25 protein-coding genes are annotated in these 20801 nt (G+C 68.9%); 9 read left to right on the forward strand and 16 right to left on the reverse strand.

Translation table 11 applies throughout. From position 1 onward, the window contains the following. Positions 1–111: 111 nt before the first annotated feature. The 13 genes from QM619_RS07095 to dacB form a co-directional block, all read right to left on the reverse strand. Positions 112–2610: an ATP-dependent Clp protease ATP-binding subunit gene (locus QM619_RS07095; protein WP_415106019.1), complete on the reverse strand. Its 2499-nt coding sequence runs from the start codon at positions 2608–2610 to the stop codon at positions 112–114. A gap of 137 nt (positions 2611–2747) precedes the next feature. Next, positions 2748–3071 (reverse strand): histone-like nucleoid-structuring protein Lsr2, encoded by a 324-nt coding sequence (locus QM619_RS07100; protein WP_415106022.1) that lies wholly within the window; start codon positions 3069–3071, stop codon positions 2748–2750. Between the two features lie 165 nt (positions 3072–3236). Further along, complete coding sequence (locus QM619_RS07105; protein ID WP_415106025.1) at positions 3237–3782, reverse strand: hypothetical protein; 546 nt, start codon at positions 3780–3782, stop codon at positions 3237–3239. A 9-nt stretch (positions 3783–3791) separates the two neighbouring features. Next, positions 3792–4304, reverse strand: coding sequence for a DUF3180 family protein (locus tag QM619_RS07110; protein WP_415106028.1), 513 nt, complete (start codon positions 4302–4304; stop codon positions 3792–3794). After that, positions 4304–4870, reverse strand: a complete 567-nt coding sequence (gene folK / locus QM619_RS07115; RefSeq protein WP_415106031.1) for a 2-amino-4-hydroxy-6-hydroxymethyldihydropteridine diphosphokinase — start codon at positions 4868–4870, stop codon at positions 4304–4306. Before folK ends, QM619_RS07110 begins: the two co-directional genes overlap by 1 nt. Beyond that, the gene (gene folB, locus QM619_RS07120; RefSeq protein WP_415106034.1) at positions 4867–5238 is read right to left on the reverse strand and encodes a dihydroneopterin aldolase; all 372 of its coding nucleotides are present in this window, start codon (positions 5236–5238) and stop codon (positions 4867–4869) included. Before folB ends, folK begins: the two co-directional genes overlap by 4 nt. Before the next feature lie 22 nt (positions 5239–5260). Then, positions 5261–6094 carry a dihydropteroate synthase gene (gene folP, locus QM619_RS07125; protein ID WP_415106037.1) on the reverse strand — a complete coding sequence of 278 codons (834 nt, stop codon included), beginning with the start codon at positions 6092–6094 and terminating at the stop codon, positions 5261–5263. A 193-nt stretch (positions 6095–6287) separates the two neighbouring features. Next, positions 6288–6896, reverse strand: coding sequence for a GTP cyclohydrolase I FolE (gene folE, locus QM619_RS07130; protein ID WP_415106258.1), 609 nt, complete (start codon positions 6894–6896; stop codon positions 6288–6290). Continuing rightward, positions 6853–8949, reverse strand: coding sequence for an ATP-dependent zinc metalloprotease FtsH (gene ftsH, locus QM619_RS07135; RefSeq protein ID WP_415106040.1), 2097 nt, complete (start codon positions 8947–8949; stop codon positions 6853–6855). The genes folE and ftsH overlap by 44 nt, the downstream gene beginning before the upstream one ends. 49 nt (positions 8950–8998) lie before the next feature. After that, entirely contained in the window at positions 8999–9550 is a 552-nt protein-coding gene (hpt, locus tag QM619_RS07140) for a hypoxanthine phosphoribosyltransferase (RefSeq protein ID WP_415106043.1), read from the reverse strand. A 9-nt stretch (positions 9551–9559) separates the two neighbouring features. Next, entirely contained in the window at positions 9560–10516 is a 957-nt protein-coding gene (gene tilS, locus QM619_RS07145; RefSeq protein ID WP_415106046.1) for a tRNA lysidine(34) synthetase TilS, read from the reverse strand. Continuing rightward, positions 10516–11445 (reverse strand): zinc-dependent metalloprotease, encoded by a 930-nt coding sequence (locus QM619_RS07150; RefSeq protein ID WP_415106049.1) that lies wholly within the window; start codon positions 11443–11445, stop codon positions 10516–10518. The genes tilS and QM619_RS07150 overlap by 1 nt, the downstream gene beginning before the upstream one ends. Then, a complete protein-coding gene (gene dacB / locus QM619_RS07155; protein ID WP_415106052.1) occupies positions 11438–12823 on the reverse strand; it encodes a D-alanyl-D-alanine carboxypeptidase/D-alanyl-D-alanine-endopeptidase in 1386 nt (461 codons plus the stop codon). The genes QM619_RS07150 and dacB overlap by 8 nt, the downstream gene beginning before the upstream one ends. Before the next feature lie 78 nt (positions 12824–12901). On the opposite strand from dacB, the gene QM619_RS07160 reads away from it, so the two are divergent. Both QM619_RS07160 and QM619_RS07165 read left to right on the forward strand, forming a co-directional pair. Then, positions 12902–13456 (forward strand): inorganic diphosphatase, encoded by a 555-nt coding sequence (locus tag QM619_RS07160; protein WP_415106055.1) that lies wholly within the window; start codon positions 12902–12904, stop codon positions 13454–13456. Continuing rightward, positions 13453–13947, forward strand: a complete 495-nt coding sequence (locus QM619_RS07165; protein ID WP_415106058.1) for a SixA phosphatase family protein — start codon at positions 13453–13455, stop codon at positions 13945–13947. Before QM619_RS07160 ends, QM619_RS07165 begins: the two co-directional genes overlap by 4 nt. Before the next feature lie 22 nt (positions 13948–13969). On the opposite strand, the gene QM619_RS07170 is transcribed toward QM619_RS07165, so the two are convergent. Continuing rightward, the gene (locus tag QM619_RS07170; RefSeq protein WP_415106061.1) at positions 13970–14566 is read right to left on the reverse strand and encodes a hypothetical protein; all 597 of its coding nucleotides are present in this window, start codon (positions 14564–14566) and stop codon (positions 13970–13972) included. A 67-nt stretch (positions 14567–14633) separates the two neighbouring features. Further along, positions 14634–15500 carry an exodeoxyribonuclease III gene (locus tag QM619_RS07175; protein ID WP_415106064.1) on the reverse strand — a complete coding sequence of 289 codons (867 nt, stop codon included), beginning with the start codon at positions 15498–15500 and terminating at the stop codon, positions 14634–14636. Between the two features lie 66 nt (positions 15501–15566). On the opposite strand from QM619_RS07175, the gene QM619_RS07180 reads away from it, so the two are divergent. The 3 genes from QM619_RS07180 (at position 15567) to QM619_RS07190 (ending at position 17647) form a co-directional block, all read left to right on the forward strand. Beyond that, positions 15567–16400, forward strand: a complete 834-nt coding sequence (locus QM619_RS07180) for a uracil-DNA glycosylase (protein ID WP_415106067.1) — start codon at positions 15567–15569, stop codon at positions 16398–16400. Between the two features lie 150 nt (positions 16401–16550). Further along, a complete protein-coding gene (locus tag QM619_RS07185; RefSeq protein ID WP_415106070.1) occupies positions 16551–17210 on the forward strand; it encodes an NAD(P)-dependent oxidoreductase in 660 nt (219 codons plus the stop codon). Further along, a complete protein-coding gene (locus QM619_RS07190; protein ID WP_415106073.1) occupies positions 17207–17647 on the forward strand; it encodes a MarR family winged helix-turn-helix transcriptional regulator in 441 nt (146 codons plus the stop codon). Before QM619_RS07185 ends, QM619_RS07190 begins: the two co-directional genes overlap by 4 nt. Positions 17648–17951: 304 nt before the next feature. On the opposite strand, the gene ilvD is transcribed toward QM619_RS07190, so the two are convergent. After that, a complete protein-coding gene (ilvD, locus tag QM619_RS07195; protein ID WP_415106076.1) occupies positions 17952–19652 on the reverse strand; it encodes a dihydroxy-acid dehydratase in 1701 nt (566 codons plus the stop codon). A 34-nt stretch (positions 19653–19686) separates the two neighbouring features. Here ilvD and QM619_RS07200 point away from each other — a divergent pair, with 34 nt between their 5' ends. The 4 genes from QM619_RS07200 (at position 19687) to QM619_RS07215 (ending at position 20796) form a co-directional block, all read left to right on the forward strand. Further along, positions 19687–19998 carry a helix-turn-helix domain-containing protein gene (locus tag QM619_RS07200; RefSeq protein ID WP_415106079.1) on the forward strand — a complete coding sequence of 104 codons (312 nt, stop codon included), beginning with the start codon at positions 19687–19689 and terminating at the stop codon, positions 19996–19998. A gap of 44 nt (positions 19999–20042) precedes the next feature. Further along, positions 20043–20255 carry a hypothetical protein gene (locus tag QM619_RS07205; protein ID WP_415106082.1) on the forward strand — a complete coding sequence of 71 codons (213 nt, stop codon included), beginning with the start codon at positions 20043–20045 and terminating at the stop codon, positions 20253–20255. Next, entirely contained in the window at positions 20252–20569 is a 318-nt protein-coding gene (locus QM619_RS07210; RefSeq protein ID WP_415106085.1) for a type II toxin-antitoxin system RelE/ParE family toxin, read from the forward strand. Before QM619_RS07205 ends, QM619_RS07210 begins: the two co-directional genes overlap by 4 nt. 95 nt (positions 20570–20664) lie before the next feature. Beyond that, positions 20665–20796 (forward strand): hypothetical protein, encoded by a 132-nt coding sequence (locus QM619_RS07215; protein ID WP_415106088.1) that lies wholly within the window; start codon positions 20665–20667, stop codon positions 20794–20796. Positions 20797–20801: the final 5 nt, after the last annotated feature.

Below are 20801 nucleotides of genomic sequence, written 5' to 3' on the forward strand. Positions count from 1 at the left end.
ATATTGGTTAGGGGGGTGGGGTGTTTCGCTTTCTGCCGCTGTGCACCACGCCGAGCGGGCCGGGGCCCCGGGGTTTGAGCCCGGGGGCCCCCTGCCGTATGTCGCGACGGGTCAGCTCGCCTGACCCAACTCGGCCGGGACGTCCGGCATCTGCGCCTTCGGGACGCCGTTGAACGTGAACGGCAGCTCGGAACCCTGGGGCGCCACGTCCACCACCACGATCTCGCCCGGATGGATGTCGGCGAACAGGATCTTCTCGGCCAGGATGTCCTCGATGTCGCGCTGGATCGCGCGGCGCAGCGGACGAGCGCCCAGCACCGGGTCGAACCCACGCTTGGCGATCAGCGCCTTGGCCGCCTGGGTGAGTTCGATGCCCATGTCCTTGTCGCGCAGCCGGGTCTCGATCTCGGCGACCATCAGGTCGACGATCCGCTCGATATCGGCCGGCGACAACTGGTGGAACACCACGATCTCGTCGACGCGGTTCAGGAACTCGGGACGGAAGTGCTGCTTGAGTTCATCGGACACCTTCGCCTTCATCTTCTCGTAGCTGCTCACGCTGTCGGAGGACTGGCTGAAACCTAGGTTCACCGACTTGGAAATGTCGCGGGTGCCCAGGTTCGTGGTCATCACGATCACCGTGTTCTTGAAGTCCACGACACGGCCCTGCGCGTCGGTCAACCGGCCTTCGTCCAAGATCTGCAGCAGCGAGTTGAAGATGTCGGGGTGGGCCTTCTCGATCTCGTCGAAAAGCACCACGCTGAACGGCTTGCGGCGCACCTTCTCAGTGAGCTGGCCGCCCTCTTCGTAGCCGACGTAACCAGGAGGCGAGCCGAACATCCGCGACGCGGTGTGCTTCTCGGAGTATTCGCTCATGTCGAGAGTGATCAGCGCGTCTTCATCGCCGAACAGGAACTCTGTGAGCGCCTTGGTCAACTCGGTCTTACCGACGCCCGAAGGGCCGGCGAAGATGAATGAGCCACTGGGCCGCTTCGGATCCTTCAGGCCGGCGCGGGTGCGCCGGATGGACCGCGACAGCGCCTTCACCGCGTCGTGCTGACCGATGTAGCGCTTGCCGATCTCGTCTTCCATCTTCAGCAGTCGGGACGACTCCTCCTCGGTCAGTTTGAACACCGGGATGCCGGTGGCCGAACTGAGCACCTCGGCGATCTCTTCCTCGCCGACCTCGGCCGGGACGTCGGAGTCGCCGACCTTCCACGCCTCCTCCTTCTCGGAGCGGGCGATCAGCAGCTTGCGCTCGTCGTCGCGCAGCCGGGCGGCGCGCTCAAAGTCTTGGGCGTCGATCGCCGCCTCTTTCTCCAGCCGCACCTTGGCGATCCGCTCGTCGAACTCGCGCAGGTCGGGCGGTGCGGTCATCCGGCGGATCCGCAGCCGGGCGCCCGCCTCGTCGATCAGATCGATCGCTTTGTCGGGCAGGAACCGGTCGGAGATGTACCGGTCGGCCATTTGAGCGGCCGCGGTCAGTGCCGCGTCGGTGATGGTGATCCGGTGGTGCGCCTCGTACCGGTCGCGCAGGCCCCGCAGAATGTCAATGGTCAGCGCGATGGACGGCTCGGCCACCTGGATCGGCTGGAACCGGCGCTCCAACGCCGCGTCCTTCTCGATGTACTTGCGGTACTCGTCGAGAGTGGTCGCACCGATGGTCTGCAGTTCGCCGCGGGCCAGCATCGGCTTCAGGATGGACGCCGCGTCGATGGCTCCCTCGGCGGCACCGGCACCCACCAGAGTGTGGATCTCGTCGATGAACAGCACCACGTCACCGCGGGTCTTGATCTCTTTGAGCACCTTCTTCAGACGCTCTTCGAAATCGCCGCGATAGCGTGAACCAGCCACCAGCGCGCCCAGGTCGAGGGTGTATATCTGCTTGTCACGCAGCGTCTCGGGGACATCGCCACGAACGATCGCCTGAGACAGGCCCTCGACCACGGCGGTCTTGCCGACGCCGGGCTCGCCGATCAGCACCGGGTTGTTCTTGGTGCGCCGGGACAACACCGTCATCACCCGCTCGATCTCCTTCTCACGCCCGATCACCGGGTCGAGCTTGTTCTCTCGCGCGGCCTGGGTCAGGTTGCGACCGAACTGGTCGAGGATCGAGGAGCCCTGCTGCTGCGGGCCGGCCTCGGGGGCACCGGCCGTCGCGGCCTCCTTGCCCTGGAAGCCGCTGAGCAGCTGCAACACCTGGTTGCGGACGCGGTTGAGATCGGCGCCGAGCTTGATCAGCACCTGGGCGGCGACGCCCTCGCCCTCACGGATCAGGCCGAGCAGAATGTGCTCGGTGCCGATGTAGGGGTGGTTGATCTGCAGCGCCTCGCGCATCGACAGCTCGAGCACCTTCTTGGCCCGCGGCGTGAACGGGATGTGCCCGGTCGGCGCCTGCTGGCCCTGCCCGATGATCTCTTCGACCTGCTCGCGAACCGCCTCCAGCGAGATGCCGAGCGCCTCGAGGGCCTTGGCCGCGACGCCTTCGCCCTCGTGGATCAGGCCGAGCAGAATGTGCTCGGTGCCGATGTAATTGTGGTTCAGCATGCGCGCCTCGTCCTGGGCCAGGACGATCACTCGCCGTGCTCGGTCGGTGAACCGGTCGAACATTTCGCACTCCTCACGTCGGCGCCGGGGAGGCCCCAGGCACCCTCAGTGTATTCAACCCGGCTGTCCGGGGATCTGTTCCTGCTTCGCCCACGGCGAACGGCCCCGGGTTTTCCCCGGGGCCGTTCCCAATCGCGTGCTCAGGCGTGAGCCCGCTCGTAGGCCTCGCGGATCTCGGCGGCGACCCGGCCGCGGGTCGAGACCACGTAGCCGTTCTCGGACGCCCAGGCCCGGATCTCCATGGCCGAGTTGCTGCCGGACCGCTGGCGTCCGGCGACCCTTCCCTTGCCGCCGACCCGGCGTCCGGCGGCCACAAAGGGCGCCAGCAGGTCCCGGAGCCTCGCGGCGTTATCTTCCGACAGGTCGATCTCGTAACTCGCCGAATCGAGACCGAACGAGATGCTCTCGGCCGCTTCGGTGCTGTCTAAGTCATCCACAAGTCGGTAGACGATACGTTGCGCCATCCGTAAATCCTCCCATAGAGTGCTTTGGTTTCGTCGACCTTCCCCCGAGCGGCCGATCTTGGCTACACACTACAGCGAATCATTACAATCGCAAACATTAACCGGACAAGACTTTCCGACAAATCGCGGCTCTTGCCCGACACCAAATCTGATTAGGGGTTCTGCTCAGGCGGGACGACGGACGCCGGCATCATCGCGGCTCCACAGTTCGCGGGCGGTGACCCACGCGTCTATGACCGGTTCGCGGCGCGCCAGTCCGACTAGCTGCGCATCGGATTCCAGGGCGGCCTGGAGTTCCAATTCGACGCGCAGCGCCTCGTAATTCCCGCGCAACGTGGAGAGTTCCTGCTGCAGTGCGGAGACTCGGCGTCCGGCCAGTTCGGCCCGTTGGTGCACGGCTGCCACTCGGCGACCAAGGACCTCGACAACGGTGCGCTGCCGAGCCCGCTCGGCGCGAATCCACTCCCCATGAACGAGTTCGCAGTGCAACGCATGCGCCTCGCGACGGCGCTGAGCGGCGCGATCCTCGCGCCAGGCCAGCAGGCAGGCCAAACCGGCGCCCGCAACCAACGCGAGCAGACCCAGGCCGCGTCCGAGCTGATCGCCGAAAAGGTAGCTGAGCGCGGCCACGCAGCCGACCAGGCCGAGCACCGCCCAGGACACCACCCGAGCACGGGTGGGTCGACGCGAACGACCCTGTTGCAGCTTCACGGCGGCAGCCTAACCGGGGCTGCCTCCAGCGGAGTCGTCAGCGCCTGGCGCGTCGCCGGATTCGTCGTCCGGGGGCACCTGACAGGCCCGCTCGAGCGCCCAGCCGGCAAGCGCCAGAACCACGCTGAGCACTGCGGCAGCCCCGCCCGACAGCACCCGCTCGCGGGGGAGCGCGGCGTCCAGGTGGGGCAGATAGCGCAACACCACCACCGCGTATCCGGCGGCCAGCGCGATGCCGCCGATCAGCGCCGCCTTGCCGGCCAGCAGCAGGGCGATCGCCCGCGCCGGTTCAACGGTGGCATGCCGCACCTGAACGGTGCGATGCATCCAGCGGGCGGCCAGCCAGGCGGCCAGGGCGAGAACGGCGACCGCGACCGCGGTGAATGGCGGCACCGCGGGAATGGGCCAGCCGAAGCTCTCCGCTCCGGACAGCGTGATCCACGCCAGCCCGGCACCGACCACCCCGGCGACCACCAGTACGGTGCGGCCGGTGCGCTCGATGCTCGGCCGAGGCTCGGGCATCAGAGGTCGATGGCGAGGTCGTCGCGGCGACGCACGCCGGAAGTATCGACGTCACGCAGCAGATCGGCCACGGGGCCACGCTCGGGGACGACCGCAGCCGGATCGATCTCGAGCCAAGGCAGCAGCACGAACGCCCGCTCGTGCGCACGCGGGTGCGGCAGGGTGAGCACCGGGGTGTTCTTGACCCGGTTGCCGACGACGACCAGGTCGACGTCGAGCGTGCGAGCCCCGCCAGGCACCTCGCGGGTGCGCTGGAAGTTCTCCTCGATCGCCTGGGCGCGTTCTAGCAGCACCAGGGACGCCAGCGTGCTGTCGGCCCGCACCACGATGTTGAGGAAGTCGGGCTGGTCGAGCACCGTCCCAACCGGCGCCGTCTCGTACACCGAGGAGACGTCGACGATGGTCAGCGTGGGCGTCATTCGCAACAGATCGACCGCGCCCTGCAGATGGGCGAGCCGGTCGCCGAGATTGGAGCCCAGCGAGAACACCACCTGCCGCAGCGGCACCATGCCCGACAGGGTGTCGACGTCGAAGTCGAGGTGGGCATTAGGGCTGAAGTCGGTCATGAAGTGCGCCTCCTGGTGATGGTGACCGCCACGTCGGCCAGTTCGACCGGCATGCGGGCCTCCGGTTTGTGCACGGTGACCTCGACCGCGGCTACCGGCGGCCGGCTCAGACAGGTGGCCGCGACGCGCTCGGCGAGGGTCTCGATCAGGTTCACCGGTTCCCCGCAGACGTCGGCCGCGATCGCCCGGGAAAGCTCGGCGTAGTCGACGGTGGTGGCCAGGTCGTCCGAGGCCGGACGGGGGGCCAACTCACAACTCACGTCGATCACGAAATCTTGCGGTTCGACCCGTTCGAAGTCGTACACCCCGTGGGTCGTCCGGAACCGCATGCCGGTCAGACGGACCCGGTCGGGAGTCGATTGAGCCATGCATTCACCTCCGACCAGGACACTACTCCACGCCACCGACAGCCTCTCGGGCAAGCCGGGACGCCACCGCGATCGCATCGGCGTGTGCCCGTGCGGTATGGGTGCGCACCGCCCACACGCCCTGCCGAGCCAGCAACGCGGTGAGCGCCACCGAGGCGTCGTCGCGCAGCACCGGCTCGCGGCCGTCCAGCAGTTCGCCGAGGAAACGCTTGCGCGAGGCGCCGATCAGCAGTGGCTGGCCCAAGGCGGCGAGCCGGTCCAGGTGGGCCAGCAGCGTCCAGTTGGCGTCCGGGGTCTTGGCGAACCCCAGCCCCGGATCGAGGATCAGCCTTTCCGGTGCGATGCCGGCCGCCAGTGCCGCGACGCGGCGTCCGGCGAGTTCTCGGGCCACGTCGCGCACGACGTCGTCGTAGTGGGTCAGCTGCTGCATGACGTCGGACTGGCCGCGCCAGTGCATCGCGACATAGTGGACGCCCAACTCTGCGACTGTGATCAGCATCGCGGGATCGCCGAGGCCGCCGGAGACGTCGTTGACCAGGCTGGCGCCGGCGTCCACCGCGGCCCGCGCGACATCGGCGCGGGTGGTGTCGATGCTGACCACAGCGCCTTCGGCTGCCAGTTCGGCGACCACCGGCAGGACCCGGCGCAACTCCTCGTCGACCGGAACCCGCGCGGCGCCCGGCCGAGTCGACTCGCCGCCCACGTCGACCAGATCGGCACCCTCGGCCAGCAGCTGCCGGCCGCGGGCGATCGCGGCGCTCGGGGTGGCGAAATCACCGCCGTCGGAGAACGAATCCGGAGTGACGTTGACGATCCCCATCACCAGGGTGCGCCCGACTTTCTGCAGCTGCTTCACGCGCGGCAGCCTATCCAGCCTCCCGAACCGGTTTCTGATGGTTATCGGGCGGCTGCCCGACCGCCTGGGACCCTCGAACCACCTTCTGGTGGTTCTGAGACCTCCCAGGACAGCCCACAACCACCAGAAAGTGGTTCGAGGCCGCCGCGCGAGCAAGCCCTCCCGGCATAACCATCAAAAGGTGGTCCGGGGCTCAGCCGATGATCAGGCTCATCGCCTCGGCGCGGGTGGCCGGGTTGCGCAGCACGCCGCGGACGGCCGAGGTGACGGTCTTCGAACCGGGCTTGCGGACGCCGCGCATGGTCATGCACAGGTGCTCGCATTCAATCACCACGATCACGCCGCGGGGTCGCAGGTGCTCGACTAGGGCGTCCGCAACCTGGGTGGTCAGCCGTTCCTGCACCTGCGGGCGTTTGGCGTAGACATCGACCAGCCGGGCCAGCTTGCTCAGCCCCGTGATCCGGCCGTCGACGGCCGGAATGTAGCCGACGTGCGCCACCCCGGTGAACGGCACCAGGTGGTGCTCGCAGGTGCTCCACATCTCGATGTCCTTGACCAGCACCAGCTCGTCGTGGGCGATGTCGAATGTGGTGCCGAGCACATCGGCGGCGTCGTCGTCCAGGCCGGCGAAGATCTCGGCGTAGGCGCGGGCCACCCGCGCCGGGGTCTCGCGCAACCCTTCGCGGTCGGGATCCTCACCGATGGCGGCGAGCAGCTCGCGAACGGCCGCGGCCACCCGCGGCTGATCGACGGCCACCTCAGCGCTCCGGCGGCGGTGCCCAACCGGACGGCGGCTGAGCAGGCGGCTGCTGACCGTACGGGGGCTGTTGCCCGTAGGGAGGCTGCCAGGGCGGCTGCGGCGGCTGGGACGTGGGCACCGGCACCTGGATCTTGCCGTTGGGGCCGACCAGCGGCGGGCCGTAGGTGGGCTCGGGCTTCGGCGCCGGGGGCGGCGGGTCGACCGGCGGCAGATCGGACGGCACCCGTGTGTCGGAGCCGGTCCAGGCCGGACGCTTCGGCCAGCGCACCAGCGGCTCGAAGATCTTGGCCACCTGGTCCTTGTCCAGGGTCTCCTTCTCGAACAGCTGGCGGACCAGTTCGTCGAGCACCTCACGGTTGGTGACCAGACAGTCGAACGCCTCTTGATGAGCGGTGTTGATCAGCCCGGAGACCTCGCTGTCGATCGCCGCGGCGATCGCATCGGAGTAGTCGCGGTGGCCGCCGCCCATGCCGGCCTGCATGCCGAGGAACGGCTCGTCGGAGTCGCTGCCCAGCTTCACCGCACCCAGCCGCTCGGTCATGCCGTACTTGGTGACCATCGCGCGGGCCACGTTGGTGGCCTTCTCGATGTCATTGGCGGCGCCGGTGGTCGGGTCGTGGAAGACCAGTTCCTCGGCGGCCCGGCCACCCAGCATGTAGGCCAGCTGGTCGAGAAGCTCGCCGCGGGTCTTGGAGTACTTGTCCTGATCGGGCATCACCATCGTGTAGCCCAGCGCGCGACCGCGCGGCAGGATGGTCACCTTCTGCACCGGGTCTGTGCCCGGCATCGCCGCGGCGACCAGAGCATGACCGCCCTCGTGGTAGGCGGTGATCAGCAACTCGCGCTCGTTCATGATCCGGGAGCGCTTCTGCGGGCCGGCGATCACCCGGTCGATGGCCTCGTCCAGGTGCTCCTTGGTCAGGTAGCGCTGGTTCTGCCGGGCGCACAGCAGCGCCGCCTCGTTCAGCACGTTGGCCAGGTCGGCGCCGGTGAAGCCAGGGGTGCGCTTGGCCACCGACTCCAGATCGGCGTCCGGGGCCATCGGCTTGTTGGCGGCGTGCACCCGCAGGATCTGCAGCCTGCCCTTCATGTCGGGTGCCTCGACCGGGATCTGCCGGTCGAACCGTCCGGGCCGCAGCAGGGCCGGGTCGAGGACGTCCGGACGGTTGGTGGCGGCGATCAGCACCACGCCGCCGCGGACGTCGAAGCCGTCCATCTCGACCAGCAGCTGGTTCAGGGTCTGCTCGCGCTCGTCGTGACCGCCGCCCATGCCGGCCCCGCGATGGCGTCCGACGGCATCGATCTCGTCGATGAAGACGATCGCCGGCGCGGCCTCCTTGGCCTGCTCGAACAGGTCCCGGACGCGGGAGGCGCCGACCCCGACGAACATCTCCACGAAGTCGGAGCCGGAGATCGAGAAGAACGGGACGCCGGCCTCGCCGGCCACCGCGCGGGCCAGCAGGGTCTTGCCGGTGCCGGGCGGGCCGTAGAGCAGCACCCCCTTGGGGATCTTGGCGCCGACCGCTTGGAATTTGGCCGGCTCGGAGAGGAACTCACGAATCTCCTGGAGCTCCTCGATCGCCTCTTCACAACCGGCGACGTCGGCGAAGGTGGTGCGCGGGGTGTCCTTGGTGGCCAGCTTCGCCTTCGATTTGCCGAAGCCCATCACCCGGTTGCCGCCGCCCTGCATCTGGTTGAGCAGGAAGAAGAAGATCAGCCCGATCACGATGAACGGCCCGATGGTGAACAGCAGCATGCTCCAGATGCCCTGCTGCGGGACGTCGCCGCTCCAGGTGCCCAGCGTGTTGTTCGCCATCCGCTGGTTCAGCCGGTCGATGATCTGCTGGCTCTGGGTGCCGATCCACTTGGCCCGGATCTTGGTGCCGTCCTGCTGCTCGACCCGGATGTCCTGCTCGCCCTCGACCAGGGTGACGCTCTTCAGCGGGGTGTCGCTGTTGATCAGGGCGACCACTTCGGAGGTGGGTTTCTGCTGGTAGCCGTTGGCGTTGCCGATGTAGTCGATCAGCAGCGCGATCCCGAGGAACGCGAGGATGATCCACAGGATCGGTCCGCGAAACAGTCGTTGAGCCTTCATTACCTACCTTTGTTGAGCGCGGCAGCCGCCGCCGACCCCCAAGAATAGGTCAGGAGTAGACGTGCGGGGACAGCGTGGCGACGTCGCGCAGGTTCCGGTACCGACCGGCGTGGTCGAGCCCGTAGCCGACGACGAATTCGTTGGGCAGGTCGAAGCCGACATACTTCACCTTCACCGGGCTGCTCAGGGCGTCCGGTTTGCGGAACATGGCCATCACCTCGAGGCTGGCCGGGTTGCGCGACTTCAGGTTCTGGATCAGGTAGGCCAGGGTGAGGCCGGTGTCGACGATGTCCTCGACCACCAGCACGTGGCGTCCGACCAGATCGGTGTTGAGGTCCTTCAGGATGCGCACCACACCGGAGCTCTGGGTACCCGAGCCGTAGGACGAGATCGCCATCCAGTCCATCTCGCAATGCCGGCTCAGGGTGCGGGAGAGGTCGGCCATCACCATCAACGCGCCGTTCAGGACGCCGACGAGCAACAACTCGCGTCCGTTGTAGTCGGTCTCGATCTCGGCGGCCAAGGCGTCCAGTCGGTCCTGGATCTGGTCGGCGGTGAAGAGCACGTCGGTAAGGTCGGACCGGATGTCGCTGGCGTCCACATGCGCACCTTAGAGGCTCGGTGGGCGGAGCGAAAAGTCGGCAACCAGCACACCACTGGAACGGACGACTTTCAGGCCGGGCACTTCGACCCAGCGCTGACCATGCCAGTCGGTGACCAGTGCGGCCACCGCCAGGGTGTGCGCACGGCCGACCTGGGTGGCGCCGCGGGCCAGCAGCCAGCGGCGCAGCACCCGTTGCCGCAGCGCGGCCGGCAATGGTTCGAGGACGGCGCACGGCAGTTCGGCGGGGGCGTCGATCGCGGCGGCGAGCTGGTCGAGGGCGTCGGCGTCCTCGCGGGCCAGGGACGCCGTCCGGGCCAGCGCAGCCGCGACGCCGGGACCGAGCTCCCGCTCCAGCACGGGCAGCACGACCTCGCGCACCCGGACCCGGGCGAACCGGCGCTCGGTGTTGTGCGGGTCCTCCCACCAGTCCAGGCCCAGCTCGTCGCAGCACTGCCTGGTGGTCGTCCGCGTCAGGTCGAGCAGGGGCCGGACGAAGCCGTCGCGGCGCCGCGCCATTCCGGCCAGCGAGCGCGGCCCGGACCCGCGGGCCAGGCCCAACAGCACCGTCTCGGCCTGATCGTCGCGGGTGTGGCCCAGGTAGCACAGCTCCACGGGACGCCCGGCGTCGGCGAGCGCCCGGTAGCGAGCGGTGCGGGCCGCGGCCTCCGGCCCCGAGCCGTCCTGCGTCACCCGCACCCGCACCACGTCCGCGGGCAGGCCGGCCTCAGTCAGCCCGGCGGCGACCCTGGACGCCTGCGCGGCCGAGCCTTCCTGCAGCCCATGGTCGACCACCACGGCACGGGCGGCGAAGCCCCGTCGTCCGGCCGCCAGCCGGGCGCCGTGGGCGAGTGCCACCGAATCGGCGCCCCCGGAGCAGGCGACCAGCACGTCCTCGCCGCGGTGGGCGTCCTCGATCGCGGCGACCACCGCCAGCGTCGCCGGTCCAAGTGCCCGCCGCGCCATCAGCCGATCCGTTCCGGAACCCGGCGCAGCCAGTCGGTCGGGGCCAGCAGTTCGTCGGACGTCGGCATCAGCTCGGGCGCCCGGAAGGCGAGGTTGAGCCCGTCGACGCCGGCCTCGGCGATCACCGCGCGGCAGAACCGGGCGCCGCTCAGGTACTGCTCACGCTTGGCGCGCAGGCCGAACAGCCGGGAGATCAGCTGGATCAGTCCTCCAGCGTCCCGGCGGGCCTCGAAGACCTCTCTCAGCCGCGCCACCTGCGGCACCAGCTGCTGACCGGCGGCGTCCATCACCACGTCGGCGTGCCCCTCCAGCAACGACATCACCGCCGTCACGCGGTCGAGGGCGTCCGGCTCGTCGGCGAACACCTGGCGGAGCAGCTCCAGCAGACGCCCGGACAGCCAAGGGGCCGCCCCGAACTGGAACCGGTGGGTCTGTTCATGCAGGCAGACCCATTGCCGGAAGCCGTGCGGCTCGACGGCCATCGCCCGCTCGGCGGCGACCACATTGGGGGCGACCAGCAGCAGCCGGGGCGTCGACGAGTAGGGATCGAATTGGCCGAGGATCCGGGTAGCCACGAAGGCCAACCCGGTGCCGACCTGGCTCGCCGCGAACCGGCCGCCGATTCGACGAAGCATCGTGGCCGGAGGCTGCTGGCCGGCGGCCCGGAACATCGCCTCGGTCATCGAGACGGCGCCCCGCACCCAGCCGGCCCGGTCGACGATCAGGACATCCGCCGCGGCCGGGGCGTCCAGGCCGCTCGCTGCAGCGACCGCCTCGGTGGCCCGGTCGGCACAGGCACGCAGGTCGGCGACCACCGCGGCCGCCTCACCTCGGGTCAGATCAGGACCGGACGGCACCAGCAGCCGCCCGGTCGCCGACGCCACCCGCCAGTCCACGTCGGGCACGTCCGGGGCGGCGGACTCAGCCACAGCCGCAGGCCGCCCAGCGCGCCGTGCTGGTGTCCATCCAGTCGCGGACCGTGTCGGCCCGTCGCACCTCGTTGGCCATCAGCGCGAAGGCCAGCGGCGCACCATCGGAGGTGACCAGGTAGCCGGCCAGGGTGATGACGTCACGCAGGCTGCCGGTCTTGGCCCGCACCACTCCGCGTCCGGCGCGCTCGCGGGCGTCGTCGAAGCGGTCGGCCAGCGTGCCGCTGACCCCGCCCACCGGAAGCCCCGCGAGCAGCGATCGAAGACGGCCCTCGGTCAGCACCAGCCGCATGGTCCGGGCCAGGACGCCGGCGGTGACCCGGTTTTCCCGGCTCAGCCCGCAGGTGTCATCGATCGCCATACCCGCGTCCCACAGGCCGAGTCGTTGCAGGGTGGCACGCACCGTCCGGCTCGCCCCGGCGAAGTCACCGGAACGCCCGGCGACCAGCGCCGCCTGCCGGGCGAGGGTCTCGATGGCAGTATTGTCCGAATTCGTGAGCGCGTATGCGATCAGTTCCTCGACCCGTGGCGACTGGACCGCAGCCAGCTGGCGGGCACTGTCCGGTGCCTTCATCGATGTGGTTGCGGTGACCGCGATGCCGGCCTTGGCGAGCCTGGCGGCGAATTTCTTGGCGGCGGTGCGGGACGAATTCCTGTCGGCCTCGCCGGTGCGGGTGCGGCCGCCGTCCACGGTCAGCGCGGTGATCGGCGCCACCGAGTAGCGGTAGTTGTCGGTCCAGTGCCGATGCCAGGAGCCGCCGCTGAACAGGGTGGTGTCGTAGCCGAGCGTCACCTTCGTCACACCGGCCCGTTTGAGCGCGGTCGCGGTGGCCGCGGCAAGATTCTGCAGTGACGCGCGTCCGGTGGCCCGTCGGTCGCTCAGCAGCGGATCGCCTCCGCCCCGCAGGATCACGACTCCGTCGCGGGGGGTCACCGTCGTGGTGGCGAAGGTGCGGCCGTCCCCCAGAGCTTCCAGGGCCGCCACCGAGCTGAGCAGCTTCATCGTGGACGCCGGCATCGCCGGCCGGTCGCCGCGGTCGATCAGCGTCCGGCCGGTCTGCGGGTCGATCACCACCATCGAGGTCTTTCCCGCGGCGGCCTCGGGGAGCTTCGCCAGGCGTCCGAGCAGCGCTTTTGCCGTCGGTGCCGGGGTGTCGGTCACGGCCTCCAACGGCAGCGCGGGCGGGCTCGCGGTAGCCGGCGCCCGGTACCCCTGCGGAGCAGCGGCCAGCATCGTGACAGTGGTGGACGGCAGCACCGTCGCACGCCAGCTGGGCACGGCCAGCAGCGCGCCGGCGGCGACCGCCACGATGGCGAGCACGGCCAGCACGACTGTCCAGACGCGCCGTGCGGGCGTCCGGGCTAGCTGTTTCGGCATGTTGCCCGCCGTATGGTTGGCGATAGGGTCAGAGAAGACATCCACGCAATCATGACAGCCTTCGAAAGGGGAACCGTAGTGGCCGAGTTCAGCCGCCCCACCGTCCCGCAGACCCTGCACTTCGATGTCACCATCGAGATTCCCAAGGGCACCAAGAACAAGTACGAGATGGACCACCACACCGGTCGCATCCGCCTCGACCGCACCCTGTTCACCTCCACCCAATACCCCAACGATTACGGCTTCATCGAGGGCACCCTGGGCCAGGACGGAGATCCGCTGGACGCCATGGTGCTGGTGCCCGAGGCCACCTTCCCCGGCGCCCTGATCGAATGCCGGGCGATCGGCATGTTCCGGATGACCGACGAAATGGGCGGCGACGACAAGGTGCTGTGCATCCCCACCGCCGACCATCGCCAGGACTACCTCAACGAACTCGGCGATCTGCCGCAACTCACCCTGCTTGAGATCGAGCACTTCTTCGCGGTCTACAAGGACCTGGAGCCCGGCAAGTCGGTCGAAGGCGCCGTCTGGGTCGGTCGCTCCGAGGCCGAGGCCGAGATCTTCCAGAGCTGGGATCGGGCCAAGGGCACCGACTACGAGAACGAGTTCACCCGCAGCGCCGACGAGTGAGAACGCTGCACCTGCTCCGGCATGCCGAGGCCGCATGGCAGACCCATGGGCCCGGCGGCGATCATGCGCGCCTGCTGAGCGCCCGCGGCGTCCAGCAGGCGCGCGGAGTGGGTGCCGATCTGCGGGACGCCGGGATCGAACTGATCCTGGCGTCGTCGGCGACCCGGACGATGCAGACCGCCGAGGCGCTCGGTCTCGGCGTGCCGGTGCGGTCGTGCGACACCATCTACAACGCTGGCCCGAGCAACATTCTCGAAGAGTTGATGACCCTGCGGGACGGCTGCTTCAACGTGCTGGTGGTCGGACATGCCCCAGGCATCCCGGCGCTGGTGCACAGCCTCGCCGATCACTTCTCGAACGCCGATGCACGGGCGCTGATCGCCTACCGCTATCCCCCGGCGACACTGTCGACGCTGACGGTGCACACGTCATGGGCAAAGCTGAAGACGGCCACCCTGGTCTCCGCCCGGATCGCGCCCGAACCCGGCTGAGCGCTTCTCTGGATCTGGCGCCCTAGACCTGGCGCTGGACGTAGACCCGGGCGTCCCGACTGCCGGTGCATTCGATCCATGACTTGATCGTGCACACGTAGGTGGCGTTCTTGCTGCTCTGCGGATCGACGATCGTCACCCGGAACCTGTCCGGCAGATCGGTGCCGATGGTGCGGACGGCGGCCAGCACACGGGTGGCGACGGCGCAGCTGGTGTTCGTGCTGCGGGCCACCTCGGGGGTGCAGACGACGGCGCTGCGAGGCGGCGTGGTGCTCCGCGGCGTCACGCTCGGCGTGCTGGAGACGGGCACCGGAACGGCCGGACCGCCGCCGACCGCCTGCCCGATCAGCCAAGCCAGGCTCGCCACGGCAGCGATCAATGCCACCGTCAGACTGACCAGCGCCACTCTGTTGCGCAGCCCGCGCCGCCAACCGTAGGCAGGCAGGAACCGGCTGGTCTCGTCGGGGTCCCAATCGTCATCACCAGACGGGCTGCTCGGAGGGCTAGGCGGTTGGGCAGCATCCGGGTCGACTTCGGCGACGGGCACGTCGGCTCCGCAGCGAGGGCAGTGCAGCGCATGCTCGAACAGCTGCTGGCCGCAGGCCTCGCATACCAACATGAGCTCTCCGATCCGGGGGTGGACAAGCGTCTTCCGATTCTGGCACAGCCCTCGTACCGCCCGCCGGTCAGCCGGACTGAGGCAGCTTCCGAGTGCCGCGCCGCGGCGTCCGAGGTGCCGAAGGAGGAGGCACGACCGGACCGATGTCGCCGTCCGGCGCCTCGTCGAGGTCGACGATGACCGGGGCGTGATCGCTGGGACCGGTGCCCTTGCGGGCCTGCCGGTCGACCCAGGCCGAGGCCACCCGTGCCGCGGTACTGGCGTCGGCGAGGATCAGATCGATCCGCATGCCGAGATCCTGATGGAACATGCCGGCGCGGTAGTCCCAGTAGCTGAACACCCGCTGGGTGGGCCAGTGGTCGCGGACCACATCGTGCAACCCCAGGTCGAGCAGGGATTGCAGCGCCGCCCGCTCGGGTTCGGTGACGTGGGTGTGGCCGGCGTAGGCGGCCGGGTCGAAGACGTCCGCGTCGGCCGGGGCTATGTTCATGTCGCCGCACAGCGCGACCGGCTCCGGGCCGGCGGCGACGCTGGCCCGCAACGCCGCCAGCCATTCCAGCTTGTAGTGGTAGTGGTCGGAGTCCGGGACCCGTCCGTTCGGCACGTAGAGGCTGTGAACCCGGACGCCGGCGCAGGTCGCGCTGATCGCCCGCGCCTCCGGGCCGGGGAAGCCCGGCATGCCGGGAAAGCCACGTTCGACGTCCGCCAGGCCCACCTTGGAGAGCAGGGCCACACCGTTCCACTGGCCTTGGCCGTTGCTGGCCAGCTCGTAGCCGCGCTCGGCCAGCGGTGCGGCGAACAGTTCGGCGAAGGCGTCCTCAGTCAGCTTGGTCTCCTGCAGACAGACGACGTCCGGACGCCGCTGGTCCAGCCAGGGCAGCAGCCGCGGCAACCGCTGCTTCGCCGAGTTCACATTCCAGGTCGCGATCCGCACCGGGTCAGGCTACGTCAGGCCCGGGGAAGGTTGCGCGGCGCTGTCCGGCTGGCGTAGACAGAGTCGGTGCCTGGCCGAACCGATCCGCACCCGATCACCGGGCAGCTGTTTGGTTCGCCGGTGCCGCCGGGCACCGGGTGGCCGGGCGACCCGGCGACAGCTCGGACGCCGGTCGCTCACGATGCCGTCGAGGTTGCTCGGCTTGCGGCGGACGCCGATCTGCACGAACTCCAGGCACGCTCGTCGGTATGCCGGGCCTGCCCCCGTCTGGTGAGTTGGCGGGAGAGCGTGGCGACCACGGGACGCCGGGCGTCGTTCGCCGATCAGCCGTACTGGGGGCGTCCGGTGCCGAGTTTCGGGGACGACGACGCGACCCTGCTGATCGTCGGGCTGGCGCCGGCGGCGAACGGGGCCAACCGGACCGGTCGGATGTTCACCGGGGATCGGTCCGGCGACTGGTTGTACGCCGCGTTGCACCGCGCCGGGGTGGCCAATCAGCCGACGGCGACGCATGCCGGCGATGGTCTGGCGCTGCGCGATCTGCGGATCACCGCCACCGTCCGCTGCGCGCCGCCGGACAACAAGCCGAGCACAATCGAGAAGGCGACCTGCTCGGCCTGGCTCGATCGCGAACTGACGCTGATCGGGCCGCGACTACGGGGAATCCTGGCGCTCGGTTTGATCGGCTGGGACGCCACCCTGGCCGCCGCGCGCCGGCTCGGCTGGGCGGTGCCGCGTCCCAAACCACGATTCGGTCACGGCGCCGAGGCTGAGTTGGGCGCCGGCGATCACACGGTGCGGCTGTTCGGCAGCTACCACGTCAGCCAGCAGAACACCTTCACCGGCAAACTCACCGAGCAGATGCTGGACGACGTGCTGCAGCGGCTCCGGGACTGCTGAGGCGACCTCCCGTCATCCCGGCGAACGCCGGGATCTCCCCCGCGCGCCGGCGACGAGATCCCGGGGCAAGCCCGGGATGACGAAGAGGCTGGTGATACGGTTTCCGTACTATCTGCCGCATGGGGCGGGCCCAAAGCATCGGAGGACAACGTGCGAGTCACCATCGTCGGAGCGGCCGGACCCACCGGGCTGTGGCTGTGCCGGGAGGCCCTGCGAGCAGGCCATGCGGTGACCGCGGTGAGCCGGCGTCCGGATCCGCTGCCGCTTGATCCGAATCCTGAACTCTCCGTCGCGCAGGCCGATGCACTCTCCGGGGACGGCCTGGACGATGCGGTCGCCGGTGCCGATGCCGTGCTGTCCACCCTCGGCTGCGCCTACACCCGGCGTCCGGTCAGCATCTACTCGGTGGGAACCCGGAACATCGTCGAGGTGATGCGGCGGAGCCCCTCGGCCCGTCGGCTGGTCGTGGTCAGTTCGGGGCTCACCTATCCGCCGCCGCGAGGGAACTGGTTCGCCGACCATCTGGTCTTTCCACTGCTCCGCAACGTGCTCGGCCGCACCCTGTACGCCGACATGCGCGCCATGGAGGAGTACCTCCACACCGTCGACGAGATCGACTGGACGGTGATGCGACCGGGCCGGCTGATCGATGCCGACCAGGTCTCGGACTACCGCGTCGACCTCGATCACCCCACGCAGGGCACTACCACCCGCGCCGATCTCGCCGCCGCCATGGTCGCCGAACTGGGTCGCCGCGACCACCTGCGCAGGGCGGTCGCCCCCACCACGAACCGCCGCAAGGCCCGATGAGCGACCTCGCCTCGATCAGGGATGCCGTCAGGCAACTGCGGATCGAACTCCAGATCGTCAACGACAAGATCGCCGTAACCGCTGGGCTGAACCCCCGCGATCTGGACGTTCTCGACGTCATCGATCGCGAAGGTCCGTGCACCCCCTCGCACCTCGCCACCCGGACGGGCCTGCCGCGGGCAACCCTGACCGGCGTCCTTGCTCGCCTCGAACAACAGCAATGGGTCGCTCGGGAACGGCATCCCACCGACGGCCGCTCGGCCCAACTGCGCTCGACGGACCGTTTCGACGAACTGCGGCGTCTCTACCAGCCGATGATCGAGGCCACCGGGGCCCTGACGGACCGCCTGCCGCCACGCGATCGCGAACTTCTGGAACGGATGCTCACCGACCTCGTCACCGCCGTCCGGCAAAGCAATCCGCTCGCCGTCGATTGAGCGGCGATCCCAACGTCATCCCGGCGAACGCCGGGATCTCCTCACGCACGTCGGCGACGAGATCCCGTGGCGAGCACGGGATGACGAAAGACCGCGCCCGTGATGACAAGGGCCGCGACACACACTCCACCAGCGGCGGCCACCGTCATCCCGGCGACCCACCGTCATCCCGGCGGACGCACGGGATCTCTGACCTGGGATCTCTGACCTCCTCAGGGAGATCCCGGCGTTCGCCGGGATGACGGAATGTGATGACAGAACGTTCGCCGGGATTACAGAAGTCGGGATGACGAGAGCGACACACTCAGTCGAGGACGGCTCCCCGGCTGGCGGAGGTAACCAACTTGCGGTAGCGGGCCAGCACACCGCGGGTGTACTTGGGTGCCGGGTGGGTGACGCCGGCATCGCGCCTGGCCTGCAGCACGTCAGGGTCGACCAGCAGGTCGAGGCGTCCGTTCGCGACGTCCAACCGGATCGGGTCACCGTCCTGTACGAACGCGATCGGGCCGAGGTCGACGGCTTCGGGGGCGACGTGGCCGACGCACAACCCGGTGGTGCCGCCGGAGAACCTGCCGTCGGTGAGCAGCAGGACGTCCTTTCCGAGCCCGGCGCCCTTGATCGCGCCGGTGACGGCGAGCATCTCACGCATGCCCGGTCCGCCCTTTGGGCCCTCGTAGCGGATCACCACGACATCGCCCTTGCCGAGGGTTCCGGCCTCGACGGCGTCCATCGCGGCCCGCTCGCCGTCGAAGACCCGTGCGGTGCCCTCGAAGACCGAATCGTCGAAGCCGGCGCTCTTCACCACCGCGCCCTCGGGGGCCAGCGAGCCCTTCAAGATGGTGATGCCGCCGGTGTGGTGGATCGGCTGCTGCATCGCCCGGATAACCTTGCCGTCCGGGTCGGGCGGGGCGATGTGCGCCAGGTTCTCGGCCATCGTCTTGCCGGTGACGGTCAGGCAGTCGCCGTGCAGCAGGCCCGAGTCGAGCAGCAGCTTCATCACCACCGGGACGCCGCCGACCCGGTCGATATCGGTCATCACGTAGGCGCCGAACGGCTTTACGTCGGCCAGGTGCGGCACCTTCGCGCCGACCCGCTGGAAGTCGTCGATGGTCAGCTCGACCTCGGCCTCGTGGGCGATGGCCAGCAGGTGCAGCACGGCGTTGGTGGAGCCACCGAAGGCCATCACCACGGCGATCGCGTTCTCGAACGCCTCCTTGGTCATGATGTCGCGGGCGGTGATGCCGCGGCGCAACAGGTTGACCACCGCCTCGCCGGAACGGCGGGCGAAGCCGTCCCGGCGCCGGTCGGTGGCCGGGGGAGCTGCCGAGCCGGGCAGCGACATGCCGATCGCCTCCGCCACCGAAGCCATCGTGTTGGCCGTGTACATGCCGCCACAAGCACCTTCGCCGGGGCAGATGGCGCGTTCGATGGCGTCCACATCGGCCCGTGACATCAGCCCGGCCGCGCAGGCGCCGACCGCCTCGAATGCGTCGATGATGGTGACGGTCTTCTCGGTGCCGTCCGAGAGCCGGGCGATGCCGGGCAGGATCGAGCCGGCGTAGAGGAAGACGGACGCCAGGTCGAGCCGGGCGGCCGCCATCAGCATGCCGGGCAGCGACTTATCGCAGCCGGCGAGCAGCACCGAGCCGTCCAGTCGTTCGGCGTTCATCACGGTTTCGACCGAGTCGGCGATCACCTCGCGGGAGACCAGCGAGAAATGCATGCCCTCATGGCCCATCGAGATGCCGTCCGAGACCGAGATGGTGCCGAACTCGAGCGGGTACCCGCCGGCGGCGTGGACGCCGTCCTTGACCGCCTTCGCCAGCCGGTCCAGCGACAGGTTGCACGGGGTGATCTCGTTCCAGGACGACGCCACCCCGATCTGCGGCTTCGCGAAGTCCTCGTCGCCCAGGCCCACCGCCCGCAGCATTCCCCGCGCGGCGGCCTTCTCCAGGCCGTCGGTGACGTCACGGCTGCGGGGCTTCAGATCAGACGTCTGTGTCATGACCGGAGTCTAGGACTGGGACTACGGTGTGCCTATGGGAGACGTCGTACCGCTGCGCCCGGAGCGTGAGCCGGCGCCCGTCGAGCCGCTGTGGCGGCAGGCGCTCGGCGAACAGTTGCGCGCCGAACGGCTGGAACGGGCCGACCGGATCGTCGATGTCGCCGGACGCGCCGGAATGTCCCCGCAGTACCTCTCCGAGTTGGAGCGCGGCTTGAAGGAGCCGTCCTCGGAACTGCTCGCGGCCGTGGCTGGCGCCCTGGAGTTGAGCGTCGCCGAACTGACGTTGCGGATCAGTTCACGCCTCGCCGGCGGCGCGGTCCGAGGACCGGTCTGCCTGGCTGCCTGAGGTCGGCCATCGTCAATGTCAGGGCGTGCGAGTACCATCGGCGCATGGTCGATCAGGCTCTCCTCGAACGGGCGTTACAGCTCGATGAGCCCGCTCGCCGAGAACTCATTGTCGCTCTGCAGAACTCACTCGACGACGGCGAGGTGCCGTCAGAGATCGCGGCGATCATCGATCAGCGCATCACCGAGGCGGACGCAAACCCGGATGGTTTCGTGACTCTCGACGAGTTCGAGAAACACGCGCGGCGGAACGTGTGACATTCGCCATCACTCTCAGTCCCAGTGCTCAGCGCGACTTTTACCGAGTTCAGGCCTACTACGACACCGAGGCGCCAGAACAGACAGAGCGTTTCACCGACGAGTTCTTTGCCGTAGCCCGACGCGTCCAGGAGTTCCCACATTCAGCACCGACCGTCCGGGGAGCTGCCCGACGAGTGAACCTGCGCATCTTCCCCTACCAAATTTGGTATCGCGTGAGGGATGAAGCCCAGGTTGTAGAGATCATCGCGGTGCTACACCATCGGCAAGACCCTTCGCGGTTGGACGTGGACCATGGCGACGACCGCCGCTAGATCGTGGACATCGCCTGACGGACCACGGGCCGGCTCGCCGCCTCTACTATGACTGCACGTCGCTAGAGCGCTGTCGTAGATGCGGAGGTGGGGCTATGACAATCGTGACTTTACTTGGCGATGCCTTGGCCGCGCTGGGCCGCGACCTCGAACTCACCGACGAGGACATCGCCGTTCTCGATGCGGTACGCGACCCGGAACCGGCAGAACCAATCACGCTGCAGTGATTGTT

The sequence above is a fragment of the Micropruina sp. genome, from assembly GCF_047606665.1.
GTDB lineage: Bacteria > Actinomycetota > Actinomycetes > Propionibacteriales > Propionibacteriaceae > Micropruina.

Excerpts from the sequence above, each read along its gene's own strand:
- QM619_RS07095 (WP_415106019.1), bottom strand. The coding sequence starts at position 2,610 with ATGTTCGACCGGTTCACCGACCGAGCACGGCGAGTGATCGTCCTGGCC.
- QM619_RS07100 (WP_415106022.1), bottom strand. The coding sequence starts at position 3,071 with ATGGCGCAACGTATCGTCTACCGACTTGTGGATGACTTAGACAGCACC.
- QM619_RS07110 (WP_415106028.1), bottom strand. The coding sequence starts at position 4,304 with ATGCCCGAGCCTCGGCCGAGCATCGAGCGCACCGGCCGCACCGTACTG.
- folK (WP_415106031.1), bottom strand. The coding sequence starts at position 4,870 with ATGACCGACTTCAGCCCTAATGCCCACCTCGACTTCGACGTCGACACC.
- folB (WP_415106034.1), bottom strand. The coding sequence starts at position 5,238 with ATGGCTCAATCGACTCCCGACCGGGTCCGTCTGACCGGCATGCGGTTC.
- ftsH (WP_415106040.1), bottom strand. The coding sequence starts at position 8,949 with ATGAAGGCTCAACGACTGTTTCGCGGACCGATCCTGTGGATCATCCTC.
- tilS (WP_415106046.1), bottom strand. The coding sequence starts at position 10,516 with ATGGCGCGGCGGGCACTTGGACCGGCGACGCTGGCGGTGGTCGCCGCG.
- dacB (WP_415106052.1), bottom strand. The coding sequence starts at position 12,823 with ATGCCGAAACAGCTAGCCCGGACGCCCGCACGGCGCGTCTGGACAGTC.
- QM619_RS07170 (WP_415106061.1), bottom strand. The coding sequence starts at position 14,566 with ATGTTGGTATGCGAGGCCTGCGGCCAGCAGCTGTTCGAGCATGCGCTG.
- QM619_RS07190 (WP_415106073.1), top strand. The coding sequence starts at position 17,207 with ATGAGCGACCTCGCCTCGATCAGGGATGCCGTCAGGCAACTGCGGATC.
- ilvD (WP_415106076.1), bottom strand. The coding sequence starts at position 19,652 with ATGACACAGACGTCTGATCTGAAGCCCCGCAGCCGTGACGTCACCGAC.
- QM619_RS07200 (WP_415106079.1), top strand. The coding sequence starts at position 19,687 with ATGGGAGACGTCGTACCGCTGCGCCCGGAGCGTGAGCCGGCGCCCGTC.
- QM619_RS07205 (WP_415106082.1), top strand. The coding sequence starts at position 20,043 with ATGGTCGATCAGGCTCTCCTCGAACGGGCGTTACAGCTCGATGAGCCC.
- QM619_RS07215 (WP_415106088.1), top strand. The coding sequence starts at position 20,665 with ATGACAATCGTGACTTTACTTGGCGATGCCTTGGCCGCGCTGGGCCGC.